17 protein-coding genes are annotated in these 21,565 nt (G+C 33.4%); 7 read left to right on the top strand and 10 right to left on the bottom strand.

The genetic code is table 11. The features are described from left to right. Positions 1-6: 6 nt before the first annotated feature. A complete protein-coding gene (locus RBQ61_RS15270) occupies positions 7-930 on the bottom strand; it encodes an ABC transporter ATP-binding protein (RefSeq protein WP_308138080.1) in 924 nt (307 codons plus the stop codon). A gap of 14 nt (positions 931-944) precedes the next feature. Beyond that, positions 945-2,171 carry an HlyD family secretion protein gene (locus RBQ61_RS15275; RefSeq protein ID WP_308138081.1) on the bottom strand — a complete coding sequence of 409 codons (1,227 nt, stop codon included), beginning with the start codon at positions 2,169-2,171 and terminating at the stop codon, positions 945-947. 146 nt (positions 2,172-2,317) lie between these two features. Here RBQ61_RS15275 and RBQ61_RS15280 point away from each other — a divergent pair, with 146 nt between their 5' ends. The 4 genes from RBQ61_RS15280 to RBQ61_RS15295 all read left to right on the top strand — a co-directional run bounded on the left by RBQ61_RS15280 (position 2,318) and on the right by RBQ61_RS15295 (position 6,296). Then, on the top strand, positions 2,318-3,001 hold the full coding sequence (locus tag RBQ61_RS15280) for a Crp/Fnr family transcriptional regulator (RefSeq protein WP_308138082.1): 684 nt from the start codon (positions 2,318-2,320) through the stop codon (positions 2,999-3,001). Positions 3,002-3,252: 251 nt separating this feature from the next. Further along, positions 3,253-3,696 (top strand): winged helix-turn-helix domain-containing protein, encoded by a 444-nt coding sequence (locus RBQ61_RS15285; RefSeq protein WP_308138083.1) that lies wholly within the window; start codon positions 3,253-3,255, stop codon positions 3,694-3,696. A 147-nt stretch (positions 3,697-3,843) separates the two neighbouring features. Next, positions 3,844-5,136 carry an IS110 family transposase gene (locus tag RBQ61_RS15290; protein WP_308137223.1) on the top strand — a complete coding sequence of 431 codons (1,293 nt, stop codon included), beginning with the start codon at positions 3,844-3,846 and terminating at the stop codon, positions 5,134-5,136. Positions 5,137-5,723: 587 nt separating this feature from the next. Further along, entirely contained in the window at positions 5,724-6,296 is a 573-nt protein-coding gene (locus RBQ61_RS15295) for a TetR/AcrR family transcriptional regulator C-terminal domain-containing protein (RefSeq protein ID WP_308138084.1), read from the top strand. Between the two features lie 74 nt (positions 6,297-6,370). On the opposite strand, the gene RBQ61_RS15300 is transcribed toward RBQ61_RS15295, so the two are convergent. From RBQ61_RS15300 to RBQ61_RS15320, 5 genes are all read right to left on the bottom strand, one after another. After that, positions 6,371-9,472 carry an efflux RND transporter permease subunit gene (locus RBQ61_RS15300; RefSeq protein ID WP_308138085.1) on the bottom strand — a complete coding sequence of 1,034 codons (3,102 nt, stop codon included), beginning with the start codon at positions 9,470-9,472 and terminating at the stop codon, positions 6,371-6,373. Then, the gene (locus RBQ61_RS15305) at positions 9,472-10,737 is read right to left on the bottom strand and encodes an efflux RND transporter periplasmic adaptor subunit (RefSeq protein WP_308138086.1); all 1,266 of its coding nucleotides are present in this window, start codon (positions 10,735-10,737) and stop codon (positions 9,472-9,474) included. Before RBQ61_RS15305 ends, RBQ61_RS15300 begins: the two co-directional genes overlap by 1 nt. 18 nt (positions 10,738-10,755) lie before the next feature. Then, complete coding sequence (locus RBQ61_RS15310) at positions 10,756-11,307, bottom strand: TetR/AcrR family transcriptional regulator (RefSeq protein ID WP_308138087.1); 552 nt, start codon at positions 11,305-11,307, stop codon at positions 10,756-10,758. A 16-nt stretch (positions 11,308-11,323) separates the two neighbouring features. Beyond that, complete coding sequence (locus RBQ61_RS15315) at positions 11,324-12,430, bottom strand: TolC family protein (protein ID WP_308138088.1); 1,107 nt, start codon at positions 12,428-12,430, stop codon at positions 11,324-11,326. A gap of 91 nt (positions 12,431-12,521) precedes the next feature. Beyond that, the gene (locus tag RBQ61_RS15320; RefSeq protein WP_308138089.1) at positions 12,522-15,440 is read right to left on the bottom strand and encodes an S-layer homology domain-containing protein; all 2,919 of its coding nucleotides are present in this window, start codon (positions 15,438-15,440) and stop codon (positions 12,522-12,524) included. A 677-nt stretch (positions 15,441-16,117) separates the two neighbouring features. Between RBQ61_RS15320 and tnpB the strand changes: the two genes are divergently transcribed. After that, positions 16,118-16,354: an IS66 family insertion sequence element accessory protein TnpB gene (gene tnpB, locus RBQ61_RS15325; protein ID WP_308138090.1), complete on the top strand. Its 237-nt coding sequence runs from the start codon at positions 16,118-16,120 to the stop codon at positions 16,352-16,354. Between the two features lie 220 nt (positions 16,355-16,574). Next, positions 16,575-16,793: a transposase gene (locus RBQ61_RS15330; RefSeq protein WP_374049885.1), complete on the top strand. Its 219-nt coding sequence runs from the start codon at positions 16,575-16,577 to the stop codon at positions 16,791-16,793. Between the two features lie 128 nt (positions 16,794-16,921). Here RBQ61_RS15330 and RBQ61_RS15335 read toward each other — a convergent pair whose 3' ends face one another. The 3 genes from RBQ61_RS15335 to RBQ61_RS15345 form a co-directional block, all read right to left on the bottom strand. Then, positions 16,922-18,247: an MATE family efflux transporter gene (locus RBQ61_RS15335; RefSeq protein WP_308138091.1), complete on the bottom strand. Its 1,326-nt coding sequence runs from the start codon at positions 18,245-18,247 to the stop codon at positions 16,922-16,924. 432 nt (positions 18,248-18,679) lie between these two features. Beyond that, positions 18,680-19,174: a GNAT family N-acetyltransferase gene (locus tag RBQ61_RS15340; RefSeq protein ID WP_308138092.1), complete on the bottom strand. Its 495-nt coding sequence runs from the start codon at positions 19,172-19,174 to the stop codon at positions 18,680-18,682. A gap of 25 nt (positions 19,175-19,199) precedes the next feature. After that, the gene (locus tag RBQ61_RS15345; RefSeq protein ID WP_308138093.1) at positions 19,200-19,988 is read right to left on the bottom strand and encodes a helix-turn-helix domain-containing protein; all 789 of its coding nucleotides are present in this window, start codon (positions 19,986-19,988) and stop codon (positions 19,200-19,202) included. Between the two features lie 98 nt (positions 19,989-20,086). Here RBQ61_RS15345 and RBQ61_RS15350 point away from each other — a divergent pair, with 98 nt between their 5' ends. Continuing rightward, positions 20,087-21,379 carry an MATE family efflux transporter gene (locus RBQ61_RS15350; protein WP_308138094.1) on the top strand — a complete coding sequence of 431 codons (1,293 nt, stop codon included), beginning with the start codon at positions 20,087-20,089 and terminating at the stop codon, positions 21,377-21,379. The last annotated feature ends 186 nt before the right edge of the window (positions 21,380-21,565 follow it).

Raw genomic sequence — 21,565 nt, forward strand, 5'->3', positions numbered from 1 at the left:
ACGTCCTCAATTCTTTTCACTTTTAATAATATTGACAAAAACATCTTCCAAAGATGGAGCTACTTCCTTTATAGAATTTACTACAATTTTGTTTTTGAACTTTTCTTTTAATTTCTTAGAAGCATAATCAAAATCTTCCACTGCAATATGAAGTTCTTCGCCCAACATATATGCATCCAAGACGTATTCTTCTTTTTGAGCTAAGTTTCTAGCAACGTGATTTTCATCAGAACAAACACTTACAATGTGTTTATCAAAATTGTTGATAATGTTGGAAGGAGTATCCGTCTTTATTATTCTGCCTTTATCCATAAGCCCCACCTCATCACATCTTTCAGCTTCATCCATGTAAGGTGTACTGACAAATATAGTTGTGCCTTGTTCTCTCAGTTCGAAAAGTATTTTCCAAAATTCTCTTCTTGCCACTGGATCAACACCAATAGTAGGCTCATCAAGCAGCAGGTATTTGGGAGTATGAATCAAATTGCATGACAATGCCAATTTCTGTTTCATTCCTCCTGAAAGTTGGTCTGCTAATTTATATGAGTGCTTTGTAAGATTACTGAATGACAATAAAAATTCAATTTTCTCTTTTCTTTCCTTCTTTGGTATTTGATATACTTCTGCATAAAATTCAAGGTTTTCTAGAACAGTAAGGTCCCCGTATAAACTGAACTTTTGAGGCATATATCCAATGTGTTGTTTTATTACTTCACTTTCTTTTAAAATATCATATTTGCCTATTTGAGCTGTTCCGCTGTCTGGAGTTAATAAAGAGCACAACATCCTCATTGTAGTTGTCTTGCCTGCTCCATCTGGTCCCACTAACCCAAAAATCGTGTTTTTTTTAACCTGTATATTTAAATCATCTACGGCAGTAATATTCTCAAATTTTTTTGTGAGAGAAAATATTTGAATATCATATTCCATTATTTGCTCCTTTATTAATCTATCTTTATGTTTACATCCACTGGCATGCCTGGCTTTATCGCCCCTTTGGAATCTAAAGCCTCAACTGTAACTTCAAACACTGTATTTACTCTTTCTTCTTTAGTTTGAATATTCTTAGGCGTAAATTCTGCTGTATTATTTATTCTTGTTACCTTCCCATGGTAAGCCTTCTCATTATGAGAATCAATAAATATGTTAGCATCTTGACCAACTATGATATGTCCTATATTTGCTTCAGATACATATGCCTTTATTTCAACATTTTCAGGATTATATATTTCAGCTATTAGCTTACCCATGGAAACAAATTCACCATTTTTTATTAACAGCGAATTAACAATTCCGTCAATTGGTGATTTTATTGTTAATTTATCTAATTCTCTTTTAGTTTGTTCTACAATATTTTTTGATTGTTCTAGTTGTACCTTAGCTATTTCTAGTTGACCTTGTAACTGACTGAGCTGGGTATTACCATTGGAAATTGCTAGTTCGTATCCTGCTTTTGCCTGCAGCATTTTGTTTTCAGCGGCATTAATAGTATTTTTTGTCGGTCCGGATTTTATTAAATTCAGCTGTGAAACTGCAGCATTGTATTGTGCTTCACTGACATTATAGCTTTTTAATGCCTCATCGTACTTACTTTGAGAAATTATCTGCTGCTCAAATAGTTCAGTACTTCTCTCTAAATTTGTCTTCATAAAGTCGAAATTTGTTTTCGCTTGATTAACAACCTCTTCTGCTTGTTTTATTTCATCTGCGCTAGCTCCATCCATCACTTTTTGATATTCTGCCTCTGATACTAAATAAGCATTATGAGCTTGTTGAATAACGTCAGTATTTTGCAAAGACAAGCTGCTTATGCTATTTTCAAGCGCCTCTATGTTTTTTTCTGTTATTTGGAAATTTGTTAAAGCTTGATCATATTGATTTTTTAAGGCTGTATTATCTATAACTGCTATTACAGCACCTTTTTTTATATTGTCGCCTTCTTTTACCTTGTTTTCTATTACTGTACCAGTAATTTCACTGCTTAAGGATATGGAACCATTCTTTACAACACCTGAAGATTCAATATATGTGCCTCCATCGGCATATACAATTGCTGAGTCGTTTTTTTGCAAGCCATTAAAAATATAAATTGAAATAAGCACAAGAATTATAACAGCAGGCATAATTATTAATTTTCCTTTTCCTTTAATATGATTTAATATTTTTATCATTTTTTCCTCCGCTTATATTGATTAGTTGTTATTTTAAAAATATAATATATGTTAATAATAAAAACAGTTACCACGGTAACTTTTTTAAAATTATTATTAAACTATAATTATAATATTGTGATTCTAACCATAGGAAAGGTGAAATAATGAAAAACTATATAAAATTAATTAAAAATATGGATTTATTTAAGTGTTTGTCTGAAGATGAATTAGAAAGTGTCCTTAGTAATAACAATTATAATATAAAAAATTATAATAAAAATTCCATAATATATATGCAAAATGAAAAATGTAAAAGCCTAGATATTATTTTGGAAGGAATCGTTTCTGTACAAAAAATAAATTCAGAGGGGAACGTTCTGACCATAAACGATTTTATGAGTGGTGACGTCATAGGTGAAAGCCTAGTTTTCTCCATAGATAACAAATATCCTATGACGGTATTTGCAAAAAATGATGTGACAATATTAAACATAAAAAAAGAACTTATCTTAAAACTATGTCAAAGTAATGAATGTTTTTTAATTTCTTTTCTACATTCCCTATCTAGTAAAGCACTAATATTGTCTGACAAAATAAAATCTTTAACAATGAAAACCTTAAGACAGTGTATTATTGAATATTTATTGTTTGAATACTACGCTCAAGACAGCACAAAAATCAAATTAAACATGACTAAGAAGGATTTAGCCGAAAAAATTGGTGTCCAGCGTTCATCTCTCTCCCGCGAGTTAAATAAAATGAGAAAAGACGGCTTAATAGACTTCAATGCAAAATTCATCTTCATTAAAGATATAGATTTGCTTAGTAAGCTTCATATAGAAAATTAAGTTTACAAATATTCACTTTTGTAAGAATCACTTACATTTCTAAATCATTGTCTATTGTAGAATTTTGACTAAAAATATATACTTTAGACAGATAATACTTATAAAGTATAACATTCTTTAATTCCCCAAAACTCCTATGAAAATGTTTAAGGGGACTTAATAGCGATGCTATGAATAAGCTAGTACTTAAACATAGTCTCGCTATTATGATTTTAAAGAACATAATTTAAAAGTTTAATGAGGGGATTTATGTGGAAAGTGCAGCACCTGAAAATTTAAATAAAATAAAAGATAATATTGTAATATTCGAAATATCCCACAAGGATAATACTTATAAGCAAATTTCCATTGAAGAATTTATAGAAAAATTAAAAAACAATGAAATAAAGATAAGAAAAAAGTTAAATATTATAAATTATGCCTCTTTGGCAATAAATATTGACAGTACGGAAGTATATAAAGATGGAATGAAAATTGATTTATCTCCCAGAGAATATAAAATGCTTAAGCTTTTCATAGATAATAAAGGAAAAATTTTAACAAATGAACAAATTATAAACTGTGTTTGGGGCATAGCATATGCTAATGCCGGAATGCTTAGAGTAGCAATCAAAAGACTGCGAAATAAAATTGATCCTGACAACGAATATTTAAAAACAATTAGAGGCAAGGGATACATACTTATAGATATGTAAAAATACAAAAGTTAAGGAGCTTCCTGTATAATTCAAATATAAGGAATTCCAAGAAAGAAGGTTGAGAAAAAAATACCTCAGTGTACAATAAGATTACTGACTTTGCCGGTTAGTAAAAAATCTTATTAAACAGAGAGGTATCTAGAAATGAATTATAACACACAGAACGCAAAATTAGGAACTATTACAGAAAAAACTTTAGTGGTTGGTATTGATGTCGGAAGTGAACTACACTATGCCAGAGCTTTTGACTGGAGAGGTTATGAGTACTCAAAGAAGGCCTTCTCATTCAGTAATACAGAAGCTGGATTTAACAGTTTTTTGGCATGGATGCATGAACTGGGAGAAAAGCATGAGAAACAGGCTGTACTTCCAGGGATGGAGCCAACAGGACACTACTGGTTTGCACTAGGAAAGTTCCTACAGGACAACGGCATGAGACCGGTGCTTGTCAATCCTCATCACGTAAAGAAATCCAAAGAACTAGATGATAACAATCCAACAAAGACTGATCGCAAGGATCCGAAAGTAATCGCAGGACTAATCAATGAGGGGCGATTCTCTTACCCTTACCTTCCGGAAGGTGTCTATGCAGAGCTTAGGACGGCTTCAAACCTGAGATTTCAGGCGCAGGAGGAACTTACAAGAGTTCTTAATAGGATTGCAAGATGGTTCAGCATTTACTTTCCAGAGTATAAAGACGTTTATGGGAAGAAAGATGCAAAAAGCGGATTGATGATTTTAGCACAGGCACCATTGCCAGCAGACATTGCAGCGTTAGGTGTGGAAGGAGTGAACAAAATCTGGCGGGACGCAAAGCTGAGAGGCGCTGGACGAAAGAGGGCAAAGACCTTGGTAGCAGCTGCAGAGCATAGCATTGGCAGTCAGGAAGGTTTGACAGCAGCACGTATGGAAATAAAAAATCTGCTCAGTGATTATGAGGTTTATAGTAAAAGAGTCAATGAACTAATGGCTCTAATAGAAGACTTGATGAGTGGAATTTCATACACAGATAAGTTGCTGGAAATTAAAGGTATTGGAAGTAAGACCGTATCTGGATTTATAGCTGAAGTGGGTGACATAAGACGTTTTGATAACCCAAAACAGATACAGAAGCTAGCAGGATATGCACTGGTGGAGAACAGTTCTGGAAAACATAAGGGCGAGACAACGATAAGCAGACGTGGTCGCAAGAGACTGAGATATCTGCTGTTTGAGGTTGCAATGTCATTAGTTGGAAAAAATAAAGAGTTCAGGGAACTGCACCATTATTATACGACCAGACAGAATAATCCATTGAAGAAGATGCAGTCGCTGATTGCAGTTGCCTGTAAGTTGCTTAGGGTGATTTACAAGATTCTAACAACAGGAGTCAGCTATGATCCTGTAAAAATGCTTGGAGACATCAAGAGACCACCGATATCAGCACAGGCAGCATAAAAAGTAAAGCAATAAGCTTAAACCTCTGTTGAAAGATATCGCGGTTGAATTTAATTATCAAGGGTACGTTAGTACCGCTAAAGCGGCAAGCCCTTGACAATTAAATCCAGCCACGATAAATAGTAAACAAGAGGTTAAGCTGGAAACTGCCACAAATGTGGCTATACAATAAACAGAAAGCAACAGGAAAACGTCCGTTGGAAACAACGCTGTTGTAGGAGCAAAATCAGTAATCAAAACAAAGAATGAGCCAGTAGTCGGCAGGAATATTTTCCATAGGGCATAGACCCTGTTAAGGAGCTAAGCTGACACCCTGGTTATGGATAGGCAGGACGAAGGTAGTTAGGACGCATGCGGAAACGGATGGAGATCCTGGTGGATACAGGAGGTTAGCTGCCATAGAGGGATGGGTATACACAAGGCCATGTAAAGCGAAAAACAAAGACGTTTTACTTCGTGTACCCTAATACCACTATTTTAGTACTCGATACAAGAAATATCCATGACTATGGCCATTTATCTGAGATAAAGAAACAAAAAACCTTGATTTTTCAAGGAAAAAAGCTTGACTATATGAGGAGGATAATATGGCACATTCTATTATGACGGAAATGACTAAGATATTGCTTAGCAATTCTTTAAAAAAATTACTAAGTAAAAGACCTCTAAATAAAATAACCGTAAAAGACATTGTCAATGATTGCAAATTAACCAGACAGACTTTTTATTACCACTTCCAGGATATTTATGAATTATTAGATTGGACATATAAAAATGAAATAGGTCACTTTTTAAATGATTCTAAAAATAACAGTTGGGAAAAAGTTATCAATAATATTTTAAGCTATATTCGTGAGAATAAATCTATGTTTTCCTATACAATTCAATCTGTTGGCAGAGAACATTTCGAACAAGCCCTTTATCTAGATTTATATGAATTCTGTAAAAGTAAAATATCTAAAGTATCTTCCAAATCAGATATCCCTGAAGAAAAAATTAATTTTTTAGCTAATTTGCAGACAATTACATTAACATCAGTCATAGTCCAATGGGCAAACAATGGCATGAAAGAAAACCCTGAAGAAATTGTAAAAATGTTGGGCAAGACATTAAATTCAGCTACGCTGAATGTTTTAAAAGAATATGAAGCTGCTAACTAGAGTCCCCCTCTAGAAGTAATTCAAACCCTCTAGATATATAAATCCCCTAGTATATTATATCTAGGGGGTTTTAATTAATTTACTAAAGCTTTGTTAAATTTATTTATTGTTCCTTCAAATGATGCATAGATAACTGGAATAATAACCATTGTCAAGAATGTTGAGGCAGTCATACCTCCTATAACTGCAATAGCCAGAGGTGAAAACCTCTCCGAACCCAGTGCCAATTGCGCAGCCAAAGGAATCATACCTGTTATATCTGACAGAGCAGTCATCATAATTGGTCTGAATCTTGATTTAACTGCTTGGGTTATGGCTTCATTAAGTTCAATTCCTTCTTTTTTCCTTTCATTTATAAACTCAACCAGCAATATTGCATTATTTACAACTGTACCTACCAGAAGTATAAATCCCAAAAGAACCGGCATAGAAATATACTTTCCCGTCAAACCTAAGGCTGGGGCTATACCGATTACTACCAAGGGTATCGATGCCATAACAGTAACAGGTTGCATAAATGATTTAAACTGTGGTACAAGTATCAAATAAACCAATATTACAGACAACGATAAAAGAAACATCATGTCTTTTGCTGAATCAGACATACTTTGCTGTTCTCCCGTCAGTTCTATTGCGTAACCGCTTGGAACAGGATAGTTTTTTATTATCTTGTTAATATCTTTTGTTATATGGCTGAATGCTCTTGAATGAGTGTATCCCAATATGTCTATTGTGTATTCCAAATCTTCTCTTGTAATTAAATTTGCTCTTTCATTTAACTCAATATCTGCCAATTCTCTTAAAGGAACTTTCACACCCAAAGGAGCATTAATATATGTGTCTAAAAGACTGTCTGCTGACTCTTTGTACTCATCCATATATTCAACTGAAATTCCCACATTATCAGATTCGTCAATATCCAAATCAGTTCCTACAATTCCTTCCATTGAGTTATATATTTGATTAGCAACTTGAGCATTTGTCAACCCAAGTTCCTGAATACGGGATTCATTCATTATAATATTCATTTGTAAGTTATCCACGTTGAAGCTTTTGTATAAATTAGTTGTTCCTTCAACCTTAGCAATTTCTTGCTGCAGCTTGTCAGCAATGTTATAAAGTATCTCTTGATCAGCACCGCTTATTTTTATGTCTATAGGAGCAGCAGCACTGGATGAAGCAGTTCCTCCTTGTTCTTTAACGGAATATCTTTTTATGCCTGGAATTTTTTTAATTTCATCTCTCAACCTTTCTTGAAATTCCCATATAGTTTCATCTCTTTCAATCCTAGTTGTCAAATTGATGGTAAGTAATGCTTGATTAGTACTCATTACTCCAAAATCACTGAGCATGTTACTATCTCTTTCATAGCCTATTTGTGCATCATAATTTATAACGATTTCTTCTTTTGCTAAAAAATTTTCAATATATTCTACAGCCCTGCTTGTTTCTTCTATTCTTGTTCCTGGCTCCATTTCAACAGATACAAATGTTTTTCCGCTGTCAAATTGAGGAAGCATTTCCATTCCGTTATTAGCTAAAAATCTACCGCTTAAAACAAGAAGAACCAAGGCAATTAATATGGTTTTTACTTTGTTTTTCAAAGCTAATTTCAATACACTTATATAAAATTCACTTAATTTAGCCATCAATTTGTTCCACGGTAATGAAATCTTATCAATTAATTTTTCAGCTTTTGCAAATTCAAATTTACTGAGCATTACCGTAAACAACGGTATAATTAATAATGAAATCAATATAGAGGAACCTATTGCAAATATTACTGTTAAAGAAAGAGGTCTAAAAATTTCCCCTACAAAACCTTCTATGAACAAAAGAGGTATTAAAACAACCAATGTTGTTGTTGCACCTGCTATATTAGCCATCGCTATTTCATTAGTTCCATCAATGGCAGCAGCAATTATATCTTTATTTTGATTCCTATGAGATACGATATTTTCAACAACTACTATGGATGCATCAACAACAAATCCTATGCTGAGAATTAACGCTGACAAAGTAACCATATCTAACTTCATATCGAAAAACTTCATAAGGGCCAACGTAGTTAAAAATACCAGCGGCATTGACATGGAGACTACCAACGACTGGCTGACATTGGATATAAAAAGCATTATAAGTATTATTGTAAAAACCATTGACATTAATACACTAGATGACATATTGTCAACCATCTGATTAGTAAAAATCGAGTCATCTTGTGCGATTTCAAATTGAATAAAAGGATATTTATCTTTTAATACTTCAACTTCTTTTATGATGTCCTCAACAACTTCCACTGTATTGGCATCACTTCTTTTTAATACTAATAGCGCAATACCTTCATTTCCGTTGTATCTGTAATTGCTTTCCAAATCTTCTGTAGTAAATTCTACTTCTGCTATATCTTTTAAATAAATTGCATTTCCATCCTTCAACGGAATTCTTATGTTTTCAATATCATTAGTGGTTTTTAAATCTTCTTCAATTCTTATTAATACTTCCTTATTGGCATCTGTTAATTTTCCTCCAGGTGCCTTAATATTATTTTGGGCAAGTAAGGAAGATACTTGTTCTAAAGTAAGTCCGTAAGAATTAAGTCTGTTTTTATCCACATTAACCTTAACCAAGGATTTGTATCCGCCAAAAATATCAACTGAAGCAATTCCATCTAAAAGTTGCAAACTAAAACCTATTTCATCTTCAGCTATTTGTCTTACTGTTCTTAAGTCAACTGAATTACTGTTTAAGCTCAATGTTAAAACCGGCTTATCTGAAGTACTGAATTTTAATACCTTCGGCTCACCCATATTTGAAGGCAATTTGTTTCTTATTCTACTGATAGCATTTTGTATGTCAATTGCTGCCTCGTCAATATTTGTTGCATAGCTGAACTCCAGCGTTATAACTGCAATGTTATCCTGACTTGTGGATTTTATATTGGAAATACCCTCCAGCTTTCCAAATTCATCTTCCATTGGCTCAACAACATCTTTGACAACATCTTGAGAAGAAGCGCCTGGATACTGAGTAATTACGGTTACTGTAGGGGCGTTAGTATCTGGAGACAATTGTGTCTTTAATGAAATCCTTGAATATATTCCAAAAATCACTATTGCTATAGCAACAGATAATATGAAATATTTGTTTTTAATTGAAAATCTGCCTATATTCATTATTCTTCTCCTTTAAAAACATAAACAACTGCATTTTCATAAAGTTTGGATAAATTTGTGATTGCTATTTTATCTCCTCCTTTAAGCCCCTTAGTTACTTCAGTACTCTCCCCCATAGTAATGCCTGTTGTTATTTCAGTTTCTTTAACTATGCCGTCCATATACAAATAGACTATATTCTTGTTGTTTAAATTTTTTATAGAATTTTTTGGTATAATTAATTTATCTTTCGCTTCGTTTGCAATAATTTTAACCTCTGCGCTGTTACCTGAAAACAGCATGTATGATTTTTCATTTTGAATAGGACCTAATTCTATTAGTCCGATCCTCGTGTTGGGATTTACATTAGGAACAATTTTACTTACTGCTGTAGTTATTTCACCTTCTAAACCGTTTATTTTTAAGTCACCTTTGCTGCCAACAAATATTCTGTTAATGTCACGTTCAGATACATTAACCTTAACTATCAATTCTTTATTGTCATCAATGGCAACTAAGGGTTTTCCAACTACAGCCAAATCCCCCACGTCTCCTTCAATCATTTTAACCACACCGCTTATTGGCGCCTTAATAACTGTGTCTTCAATTTTTACATTAAGTTCATTTATTGATGAATTTAATTCTTCCATTTGCTTTAATGCCATGTCTTTTTCATGAACTAAGTTTTCATAAGAATTTTGGGTTGTTGCTTTTAGTTCCTCTAATTTAAGATAAGCATTGTTTGTTTCTTGCACTAATTTGTCAAATGTTGTTTTAGGAATTGCTCCTTCTTCATACAAACCTTCATAATTACTTTTTTCGCTTTTCAAATATTCATAATTTGACTGAGCTGTTTCAAGTTGTTTAAGAAGCGGATTTGTTTCATAAAAATCATTTATTTCATTGACTAGATAATTATAATTTGTTTTTAATGTTTCAAGTTTCTTTTGTACTGTTTCAAGACTTGCTTTTAGTTGGCTGTCATCAATTTTTATCAATAAATCTCCATATTTGACAATACTTCCTTCTTCAACATAGACTTGAACGATCTGCCCTGCTATGGAAGGTGATATGGTTGTAGAGCTTTTAGGTTCAATTGTACCTACATAGTTTATTGTTTCTGTCAGATTGCCTTTGACAACAGTTTCAAGTTTTATGGGAATACCAAGATCTGAATTTTTTGCGGCGCTTTCTTTGCTGCCTGAAGCTGAGTTGATGTTTTTAACAACTGCAGCTAAAATTACTAATGAAAATATAACAATCAATATAAGCTTTTTTTTATTCATAGATGATCTCCAATCTTACTATACTAATGTTTTAATTGTTTCATATAACTTAATTGTATCTTTGAAGGTATCGCTGCCTGTTAGAGATTCAAAAATAATTAAACCCACAATAGTTGACAATATAATTTGTGCCATATACTCAATTGTTTTTTCGCCAGACTTCATATACCCGTCTCTCATATAATGCATAAGTTCATCAAAAACTTTTGAAAATATGCTTTTTAGCATATTTTTTATTTCATCATTAAATTGAGCTTCATATATGGTACAAATAAATAAATCTCTGTTTTTTCTCAATGTGCTTGTTCTTTCTTCTATGATTTTCTCAATAACCTGCTCTGAATTTAGCTTAGTTTTTGATGAGTTGAAGTTTAACATTGGTTTGACAATGAATTTAGATATAGTCTCACAAAACAGGTTATTCTTTGTTTCAAAGTGCCTGAACAATGTTATTTCTGCCACTTCTGCAAAAGAAGAAATTTCTTTTGTAGTAGAACCGGCATATCCTTTTTTAGAAAACACCTCTCTAGCTGCATTTAAAATTCTTTCTCTTGTATCTTCTTCTTTCATAGCTGGACCATCATTTCTAATAACCGATTCCATATGATGCTTCAAAACTTAGCTTAGCCAGATTATAGTTGTGGAGAGACTGAACATATGACAATTCTGCATTATAAAGCATATTTTGAGCATTTAACACATCCATTTGAATTCCAACTCCTGCTTCGTAGGAAAGTTGTGACAATCTGTATGCTTCTTCAAGACTTGCTATATTTTTTTCATAAACACCTACAGCCCTAGAAGCTTTTTGCATATTTAAATAAGCATTATTGACACTTAGCTCAACACTTTGCATTGCATCACTTAATTCATTAATAGCTTTTTCTTTTTCAAAATTTGCTGCTCTGTAATCATATGTGTTTTCTGCGCTGTAATTTGAAACTATATCAAAATACAATCTTGAAACTTCAGTGTTTTCCTGAGCTTGAATTACTTCAATTCTGTTTTTTTGTGCTTCTGAAACTTTATCTGTTAAATCGATGTTATATGACATCTTCAAGCTCATTTTATTTATAACATCGTCAGTTAAATTTACTTTTATATCAAATGGAAGTCCTAATAGCTTGTTAAATTCCATTTTTTTGTATGTTAAATCATCCTTAGCATTTGATAATGCTAATTTAGCTTCCTCAACTGCTGCCTGTGCTGTTAAAACTTCCTGTTTTATGCCTGTGCCAATCTTAAATTTTACCTCTGCAATTCTTTGTTGCTCCTGAAAACGTAAGACATTTTCTTCTTTTACTTCAATGTCTTTTATACTTCTGCTAATTTCATAATAGCCGTTCTTAATTCCAAGCTCTATTTTTTGCTCTATTAATTCTTTGCTTTTTCTCGACAGTTTAACAGCCATCTCAGATTGTCTTTTGTAATATCCCTTTGACAACAGTTTAGTTTCAATCATGGAATTTTCGGGAGCTTTTGACCATAATAATGAAGCTTTTTTGGAAATGACTTGATTTTTTTCAATATCAAGCTGAGCAATTTTTAAGGCTTCATTGTTTTTTAACCCAAGCTCTACAGCTTCCTCCATAGAAAGATTGTATATCTTATTTTGAGACTGCTCCTCAGCATAAGTGATGCTAAATGTTAATATAAGCATTGCTGTCAGTAATACTATTATATTTTTAATCAATGTAATCACCTCATTTTAAGCTTTGTAAGTACTAACTTACATATATTTTAAAAAAATCTGCCGACTTTCATCGGCAGGTTTTTTAATAATTTTATCTGTCGTATACTGAGATATATTCAGTAACTGTTTCTTCAGGTACATCATAGATGTGAAGCATATCTCCATCAGTTAAATCTCCAAGAGATAATATCTTGTTTTCAAGATTTCTGTGTGATATATCAACATCGTAGTAGAATGATTCGTTGCCATATTTGTCAACATCTACGAACCAAGTCATATCTTCGTCTTCATCAGTTCCCACTGCCATAACTTCGATAATTCCGTTCTTAGTGTCAACTCCACCACTTACTATTTCAAACTTGTCAAATTCAAAACTAAAGTCTGAAGCTTTGTATCCTTCTGCTATATTATCAAGTTTTCCATCAGTTGTATTCCATTTTGCAATTACTACATCATCTAATTTAATGTCATTTTTATCAACTGTTGCAGCCTTAATGCTTGAACCTGTTGTTACTTCAACCCCTGCAACTACTTTAAACATGTTGTTTGTCATTTCATCAGCATCAGCATAGAATATTGTTCTATCTACTTTATTTGCCTTATCTAAATCATTTCCGCTTGCAGTAAAGTTAACAAGAACTTTTTCTTGTAAGCTGTTTTGAGTTGATTTACTTAAATCACCTGCATAGTATTCAACAATTTCATCTTCTACAGCCATGAATACATACAATCCTTCTTTTCTAATTTCACGTTTTAATACATAACCATAGTCATTTTTGCCTAAAGCAAAATCTTCTGAATCTTCATAGTAGAATACCATGGCTTCTAATTCATTATCATCACTGCTTGAAACAGCTTTAAATGATCCTGAATTAATATCAGCTATATCTGCCCAAGTATAAGCATCTGCATCAACAAATTTCATAGTATCTAAATCATTTACAGCAACACCATAAAATACTGTTTCATCGCTTACATAGTATATTTTTCCACCAATTTTTATTCTGTCGTAATCGTCATCGATATCTTTGTAGTCAAAAGTTTCTGAATTATCAATTTCTTCAACTACATCGATAGCTGAGATTGTTCCATCACTGTTGAATTCAACATCTACCAAAGTACCTTGCGGTAACATAGCAGTAACATTATTCATAGTTGCACTCACAGATAAATCTTCTTCTGCTCCATTAAATTCAGTTTCATCTTCAGTAAATTCATATGTTATATCATCACCAAACTGATTGATAAGTTCAACATAATATTTATAGCCTGCTGTTCTTGATGCCCATGGTTCTACAGTTACTACGTAATAATCATCATCTCCTGTGTTAACAGCAGTTGTGACGTGACGTCCGTAATTCCATCCTTCAGTTTCTTCATAGTATTTACCAATATAGACTACTACATTTTCGCCAACCATATCTTCCAAATCAGATAATCTGTCATCATCTGCAACCCACTCATAAGCTCCTGGGTTAGTTGCCAATGAATCTATAGTATCATTTTCATCAGTACTCATTGTAAATGCAGGACCTACTGATATGCTCTTGCCGTCAACTACAAGTGTATAATCCCAGTACATATTGTTATCAGAATCTACAGAATCCAATATACCTTCAATCTTATAGTCATAAGCTTCAAGTACATATGCTCCTGATACTTCCCAGAAATAAAGTACATCATCAGCTGCTAAAGCTTCTAAATCTGCAACTTCGCCATTTTTCATTACAACATAATCTTCGCCATCAAGTTTCAATGTGCTTTCACTGTCGCTATACATAAAGTATTTAACTTTTTCGTCTTTTAAATTAACATCTGTAATAACTACAGGAGAATCATAGTTAACCATATCCATAAATATGATATCATCATCATCATTTAATATTACTTTACCTGCTACTTCACCTAATTCTGCATAGCCTACTCCAACTTTTGATGAAGCCATATCTTCAAGATCAGTAACTCTTTCATAATTGTAGAATACAATAGCATCTTCAGCTATTTCAAATTCATCATCTATTTCATCTAATGCAATTTCTATTCCACCATCTTTGATTTTGTAATTATCCTCATCACTCTCAGTAATGTCAACAATCCAGTCCCATGCAATTACATCTCTTGCATCAGTAGTATCTTGAATTGATATTACTAATTCATCATCTTCAATTTTCCCATCAGTGTCTGTATCTCTTACAAATACAGTAACTTCATGTCCAAGAACTGCATCAGCATCAATAGAATCTATCTTTTTGAATGTGTATGTCTTGCCTGCTTCAGTTTTAATTTTAACTTCGTCTGCATCTAACTTAGTTAATGAATGTGATGCTGTTTCAGCTACATACGCTTCTTCTAATTCAAATACATTCAAGTACTTTGTAAGAAGCGTATCATCTGTAATCTTCCAAGTTTGATCTCCAGATGTTACTTCAGTTAAGTCCATTAAATCAATATCTAATGCCTTATTAACTAAATTTGAAACAACGCCTCTTTTTGCTGGATCATTATAATTGAATTTAACACCTAGTGTTAATCCGACTTCAGAAGCTTTTGTTAAATAGTTTGAAGGCCATACATTGCTGTTTAAAGCAGGTTCATAACCTAATAAACGTACCAACATTGCCACTGCTTCCGAATATGTTACTTGAGCTTCAGGTTTAAATGTTCCGTCAGGATATCCAACTATTATTCCTTGTGCAGTTGCTAAGTTAACATATCCGCTTGCCCAGTGAGTTCCTCTCATATCAGCAAATTTTGTGTTATCTACTGAATCTACTGCAATATCCTCCATACCTAATGCACGAATTACAATTGCTGCAAATTCAGCTCTTGTAATTGAATTGTCCGGTTTGAATGTTCCGTCTTCGTAACCAACAATTATGTCTAATGCTGTAAGTCTTGCTACTGCGTCTGCGTAGTCAGTTCCTTCAACATCAGATGGTAAAGCAAAGGCAAAACTGAAACTTGAAAGAATCATAGCCATTGCTAAAACTAATGATAAAACTCTTTTCATCTTATCCTCCTATAAAAATAATTTAAGTTTAGTGATTAAGAGCAAGGACTCTAGCGTTCACCGTGTATTAAATTTAGCTTTTTTGTATAACAAATACAATAGTCAATGAATGTGTAATTGTAAGGTGTTCTTACACATTACCGTAAATGTAAATCACTTTTTTGTTGTTTTGTAATAAAAATGTAATATAGAAAATTGAGAACAAAAGTATCAAATGTAACTTAATATTTAATAGGTAAGCGCCAAAAAAGAAGCCGAATAGAAAGACACATCTAAGTGTGCTAAAGTAGCAAACGAGGAGGTGTAAAATGAGAAGATACAAAGAAGAATAGAAAGAAGAAATACTGAGGAAATTCGAAGAATCAGGGAAGACAGCAACAGAATTTGGTAAAGAAATCGGAGTACATAGGATAACACTATTAAAATGGGTAAAGGCAAAAAAAGCTAAAAATACCACAGCTAATGATGTAGAAAAAAAAGTAGAAGTTAAAATAGAAAAAATATTAACAAGCCAAAAGGAACAACCGAAGAATACTTTAATAGTATTGGGAATGAACGGATGCGTCTTGCAAATAGGAGATGAATTCAATCAATTGACACTAAAGAACATATTGGAAGTGGTAAAGCAACTATGATGGAAGCGTTCATAAAGGAAGCAGCACACATATACATAGCCTGTGGAAAAACAGCTTTTAGAAAACAAATGGAAACGCTTAGTACATATGGTAGTAAATAAATTTAGCTTAGATCCGTATACAGGAAACAGTGTATTCATATTTTGCAATAAAAAGAGAAACGCAATCAAGGTATTGCGATTTGAAGACAACAGTTTTATACTTGCACATAAAAAATTAATAGACGCAGGCGAAATGAAATTTCAATGGTCGAAGAACGAAGAAGAAGTAAAGATATAACATTAGAACAGCTTAGATGGCTGTTACAAGGACTAACCATTGAACCAAAAACAGTTAATCAAGAAAAGTAAAAATATCCCTTGTGTCCATAACGAATGCAAGGGATATTTTTTAATTTTGCCACCCAGTAAAAAAAGCGGTGGCAAATAGGTGGCAATAGAGACTGTATAAAGTTTCGTGTAAATGGTAATACTAACCATAAAAGGGAGGATATATTATCATGAAACACGAAACTTTTTTACGCGAAGAAAAAACACAGGAATTGGCAAAACTTTTAGCAAAGAATTGCGAAAGCTTAAGCGATGTACAAAGTCTTTTAAAAGAACTTTTTAAAGGAACAATTGAAGGAATGCTTGAATCAGAGATGGATGAACATTTAGGATATGATAAACATTCAGCAGAAGGAATAGGCAGTGGAAATAGTCGCAATGGCGATTGATTATATAGAAGACCATATATGGAATTTGATGGTGGTAATATGCCGGAAGGATATATTCTCACTCTCATTAAAATCATATCTGGATTGTCAACAGTAAACTAAAGGATATAATGCTTAATTTAAGCATGCTAATTCTTTGCTTTCCATAATAAATAAACTATAGGCAGTGTAAACACTTCTGCACATGGCACTGACATCCATATACCATTGTCTCCTAAAAACTTAGGTAATACTAACAACAATGGAAGTAATACAATTAAAGACCTACATAATGATATAGCTACGGATTCCTTCCAATGTCCTATAGACTGCATATACGATGCTAAAAGAATGTTTATACCTGATGCAAATAAAGCAGGGAAATAGTAAATAGTTGCAGTCGCAGCAGTCTTAACAAGCTCAACATCATTATCAGCAAATACATTCACTAAAATTTCTTTGTATTTGGTCAATAATACGTATGCTATTATTCCAGTTGCTACGGATATACACAAACTAATTTTTAGAATTGTTCTCATGTTGTTTTTTTCATTGGCTCCATGATAAAAACTTATTAAGGGCTGTAAACCTTCCGCCATACCTAAAAATACTGACAAAATTATTAAAGCTATATATCCAACTATACCAAACGCTGCAAATTGTAAAGATCCCATGTGCATTCCAATTGCAATATTAACGCATAAAGTCGTTATACCCAATGCAAACTCCATAGCAAATGATGGTATTCCTTTTAATAACATCTCTGATATGATTTTTAAATCAATTTTTACTTTTTTAAGATATAAGTTGCCTTTTTTGGATATAAAATGCGGTAGCATCATTATTATGCTAAATACAGGGCCTATGCCAGTAGCTAATGCCGCTCCACTAATTCCCATTTTTAAAGGCCCCATAAAATACCAATCTAAAAATACATTTAATAATGATCCAACAATCTGAGCAATCATTACAAGTTTCGGCTGTGAATCATTTCTCAGCCATGTGCACATAGCGTAGCTAAACATAAAAAAAGGGCTAAATGTAAAGAAACAAGTCAAATATTCAACTACCAAAGTCATTATATCCGAAGTTGCCCCCAGCATTTTTGCAATAGGATGTATAAATATCAAGCTTACCATTGCTATTAGTGCAGTCACTACAGCTAATAGTCTAACAGATATATTAAAAATATCTCTTGCTTCTTTATGTTCTCCTCTGCCATTTTTGTTAGAAATCAGCACACCTGCTCCTACTGATATAAGCATACTTAAAGCAAGCAATATTTCTACAACAGGTACACCTACGGTTACCGCAGCAAGTGACTCTCTCCCAAGCATTCTTGCCACGAAAAGTCCGTCAACTACAATATATAGCGAGTTAAATATAAGACCTGCTATTCCGGGAACAATATAGGACAATAATTTCCTAAACAAATTTTTTGATTGATTCTTAATTGCAGCTTCATTATTTTTCATACTTCCTCCACATCTTAAAATGCATATAAAAAAAGGTAGACCTGATGCAACCTCAGGCCTACCGATGCAATTTTGTTTTATCTCTTTAAAGAGGTATTATTCCCCGGCGAGAACAATACCATGAAATCTATTCATTTTATATTTGCCATATAATATCAAAATAAAACATCTTTGTCAAGATATTTACAATGATTTTATTATTTGTGATATCTGTTTTTTCTAATTTTGTTTTACCATTTTTATTCAAGGTATTCCTCCAAGCAAATGCCTTGCTTGAATATTTCCTTGGCAGCTTACTCACCATCATACGCACATGTAGAAATATAGATCTGTTTGAGCATTATAAAAAGATTTTTATTATATAACGCACAAAACAAAATCAGCCTCTTGATTTTTAAACTGATGTCAAGTGGCTGATATATATATTGTAGTTTACAATGTTCGGGTAGTTTCTTTTGTTTTCAGTCTATACAACTTTTGAATGCCTGTCGGGGTAGTGTACGGATTGAAATATTCTATAAATTCCCAAGAGAAGTGTTCATAAAAATTATCAATATGGGTATAGAGATATATTTCTTTCAAATGTAATTCTTGTATTTTTTCAGGTACGGATTTCAAAAGATAACTACCAATTCCTTGTCCTCGGAATTTTTCATCAACAAATACATCAGTAAGCCAAGGGTAAATATCAGGTCGTGATTTGCAATCGCTCATTAGAATCTGGTACATTCCGGCCGGTTCACCGTCAACCAACGCAAGAAAAGTTTGAGGAATTTGATCTTTTGATATGGCGTTTCTACAAAAAGAATATATTTCCTCCTTCGAATATCCTTCTATCGTACCCCACCAGTTATAAATCCAATTTGTAATAGTGTCGATATATGATGTATCGCCATGACATACTTTTATAATTTCCTTTTTCATCATTTCACCTCCACTAAGGCATTATATACTATGCCATAATGGCAGAGTCAAGTAGTAAGGTGCGTTTCTGCACCTCAACCAATCCCGACTGAGGTTCCAATTTTAAGTCAAACAGTTCCTTGATAATGAGAGTGTCTGTGATTTCTTGCTCCAAAATAGAGGTTAAGTCGGTATCCTTCATCACTTTGCATAAAAATTCCCCCTCGTTAATTATCACAAGGTTTTCCACACTCTCTATAAAATATGGGATTTCGACAAAAACCTTTTTAATAATTTCTTGCTCCTGCATTAAGAATAACACACCTTGATTGAAGGTGTCGGGGATACAAAGCTCACTGCATTGCTTAAATATTTTAGAATACTTACCACTGATTTCTCTATAATCGGTAATATCACCATTCCAATCTACAGTTAAAAAATATCGTTTGGGGATATGCTGTGTAAATTCCTCTTTGTAATTTTTCACTTTGTTTGTTCTATCAATATGCTTTGACATGTTATCTAAAAATGCAACCGAATTTTTTAATTTTTCAACTTTCTCTTTCACAATCTTTTCCCCGTCAGCAAATAGTTTTCCAATATCCACACAGCCATCTTCGGTTAAATATTCTCTAAAGTTTTTAAGTGGTATCCCTAAATCCAGGCACACCATAATCAAATCCACAATCACAAGCTGCTCCACACTGTAGTAGCGATAGCCTGTTTCCTCGTTGATGTAGATGGGAGGAAGTATTCCAAGCTTGCCATAGTATCGCAAGGATTTCACACTGACATCCTTGATTTTACTGACTTCTCCGATCGATAAATATTTTTTCATAAAAGCGTACACCTCCTATTGACTCTGCCATTATGGTACAGTTTATACTTTGCAGTATAACATAAGATTATTTTTTATTCCATAGGAGGTTTTTGCATTTGAAAAATAAACAGTTTTATCAGTTTGTCATACCGTCCATCGGCGCAATGCTTGTCACGGGCTTGTATTTCGTGGTGGATGGTATCTTTGTGGGCAGAGGAGTTGGAACCGAGGCACTTGCCGCTATTAACATCGCTGTTCCGTTTATCTCAATTTTAACATCTGTCAGTATGATGATTACCATGGGCGGAGCAACCATCACTTCCATTCATTTTGGCAGAGGGGAAAATGAAGAAGCTAACAGGAGCTTTCGTTTAAGCCTTGTGATGGTCTTAATTTTCTCTCTTATTATGACCATTGTTAGCTTTTTCTTTTCTAAAAATCTTGCAAGATTGCTTGGTGCAAGTGATTTGCTTTTGGAGGGGGCTGCCAATTATATTAAGTATTTTGTACTATTTGGCATTTTCTTTTGTAGTTCCAATACCTTGTCGGCTTTTGTAAGAAATGACAGCAATCCTCGTCTTGCTTTTTGGGGTATGATTATCGGTGCTGTCAGCAATGTATTTTTAGATTGGCTCTTTATCTTCCCACTGAAAATGGGACTTGTGGGAGCTGCCATTGCCTCGGGACTTGGTCAAGTGCTTGCCTGTCTTGTATTGTCCACACATTTTATACACAAAAAAAACAACCTTACCATTGGAATGCCCCAATTTTCTATGCAAATCATTGGTCAAATCATAAAAACGGGAACGCCCGAATTTATCACACAAATGAGCCAACCTGTCATTATATTGTGCTATAACTTTATTGTGTTAGATATATTTGGTGAAATAGGAGTTTCTGCATTTTCTGTGATTTCCTATATTTTGGTTGTGGTCATCGGTGTATTTACAGGTCTTGCACAGGGTATCCAACCTCTTTTAAGCCGTAGCTTTGGTGAGAAAGACAGCGAAAGCGAAAAGTTCTTTTTCTGTAAGGGGTTAAGACTGAACATATTCCTCGCAACAGTTATCTACGGAATCATGCTTTTATTCGGCAAGGGAATTATCTCTATCTTTAATAGTGACAGTCAGCTTATTTCTTTAGGCTATGATTGTATTAAGGTATACGGCATTTGCTTCTTGTTTGCAGCATGCAATATTGTTTATACGGTTTATTACCTTGCAACCAAAAGGACAAGGCAAGCCCTTATTATTTCAGTGCTGAGAAGTTTTGTGGCAAACATTGCTTTCATTTTCCTCATTCCTGCACTCTTTGGAGTAAACACAATTTGGGCAGGTATGATTGTGGCAGAGCTTGTGGTACTATTTGTCGCAATGATAATCAGTCGCTTACAAAGGAGGGTGGCCTAAAGATGGTGGAGATCCCTTTATTGTTGTCCAAATATATGTAATATCACTGCACCATACGGCAATTTTAAACTGCTTATCATATTGTTTTGCCATAATGAGTTCCTCCTTCTCTACGATACTTTCATTGTATCATACTTAATGTTTTTATTTAGGATTTTCTCATTTTGACTTGTACTTTTTATATTC

The organism is Sedimentibacter sp. MB35-C1 (assembly GCF_030913635.1).
Lineage (GTDB): Bacteria > Bacillota > Clostridia > Tissierellales > Sedimentibacteraceae > Sedimentibacter.

Excerpts from the sequence above, each read along its gene's own strand:
- RBQ61_RS15340 (WP_308138092.1), bottom strand. The coding sequence starts at position 19,174 with ATGATGAAAAAGGAAATTATAAAAGTATGTCATGGCGATACATCATAT.
- RBQ61_RS15290 (WP_308137223.1), top strand. The coding sequence starts at position 3,844 with ATGAATTATAACACACAGAACGCAAAATTAGGAACTATTACAGAAAAA.
- RBQ61_RS15275 (WP_308138081.1), bottom strand. The coding sequence starts at position 2,171 with ATGATAAAAATATTAAATCATATTAAAGGAAAAGGAAAATTAATAATT.
- RBQ61_RS15300 (WP_308138085.1), bottom strand. The coding sequence starts at position 9,472 with ATGAATATAGGCAGATTTTCAATTAAAAACAAATATTTCATATTATCT.
- RBQ61_RS15305 (WP_308138086.1), bottom strand. The coding sequence starts at position 10,737 with ATGAATAAAAAAAAGCTTATATTGATTGTTATATTTTCATTAGTAATT.
- RBQ61_RS15310 (WP_308138087.1), bottom strand. The coding sequence starts at position 11,307 with ATGAAAGAAGAAGATACAAGAGAAAGAATTTTAAATGCAGCTAGAGAG.
- RBQ61_RS15320 (WP_308138089.1), bottom strand. The coding sequence starts at position 15,440 with ATGAAAAGAGTTTTATCATTAGTTTTAGCAATGGCTATGATTCTTTCA.
- RBQ61_RS15335 (WP_308138091.1), bottom strand. The coding sequence starts at position 18,247 with ATGAAAAATAATGAAGCTGCAATTAAGAATCAATCAAAAAATTTGTTT.
- RBQ61_RS15295 (WP_308138084.1), top strand. The coding sequence starts at position 5,724 with ATGGCACATTCTATTATGACGGAAATGACTAAGATATTGCTTAGCAAT.
- RBQ61_RS15270 (WP_308138080.1), bottom strand. The coding sequence starts at position 930 with ATGGAATATGATATTCAAATATTTTCTCTCACAAAAAAATTTGAGAAT.
- RBQ61_RS15330 (WP_374049885.1), top strand. The coding sequence starts at position 16,575 with ATGAAACACGAAACTTTTTTACGCGAAGAAAAAACACAGGAATTGGCA.
- RBQ61_RS15280 (WP_308138082.1), top strand. The coding sequence starts at position 2,318 with ATGAAAAACTATATAAAATTAATTAAAAATATGGATTTATTTAAGTGT.
- RBQ61_RS15345 (WP_308138093.1), bottom strand. The coding sequence starts at position 19,988 with ATGAAAAAATATTTATCGATCGGAGAAGTCAGTAAAATCAAGGATGTC.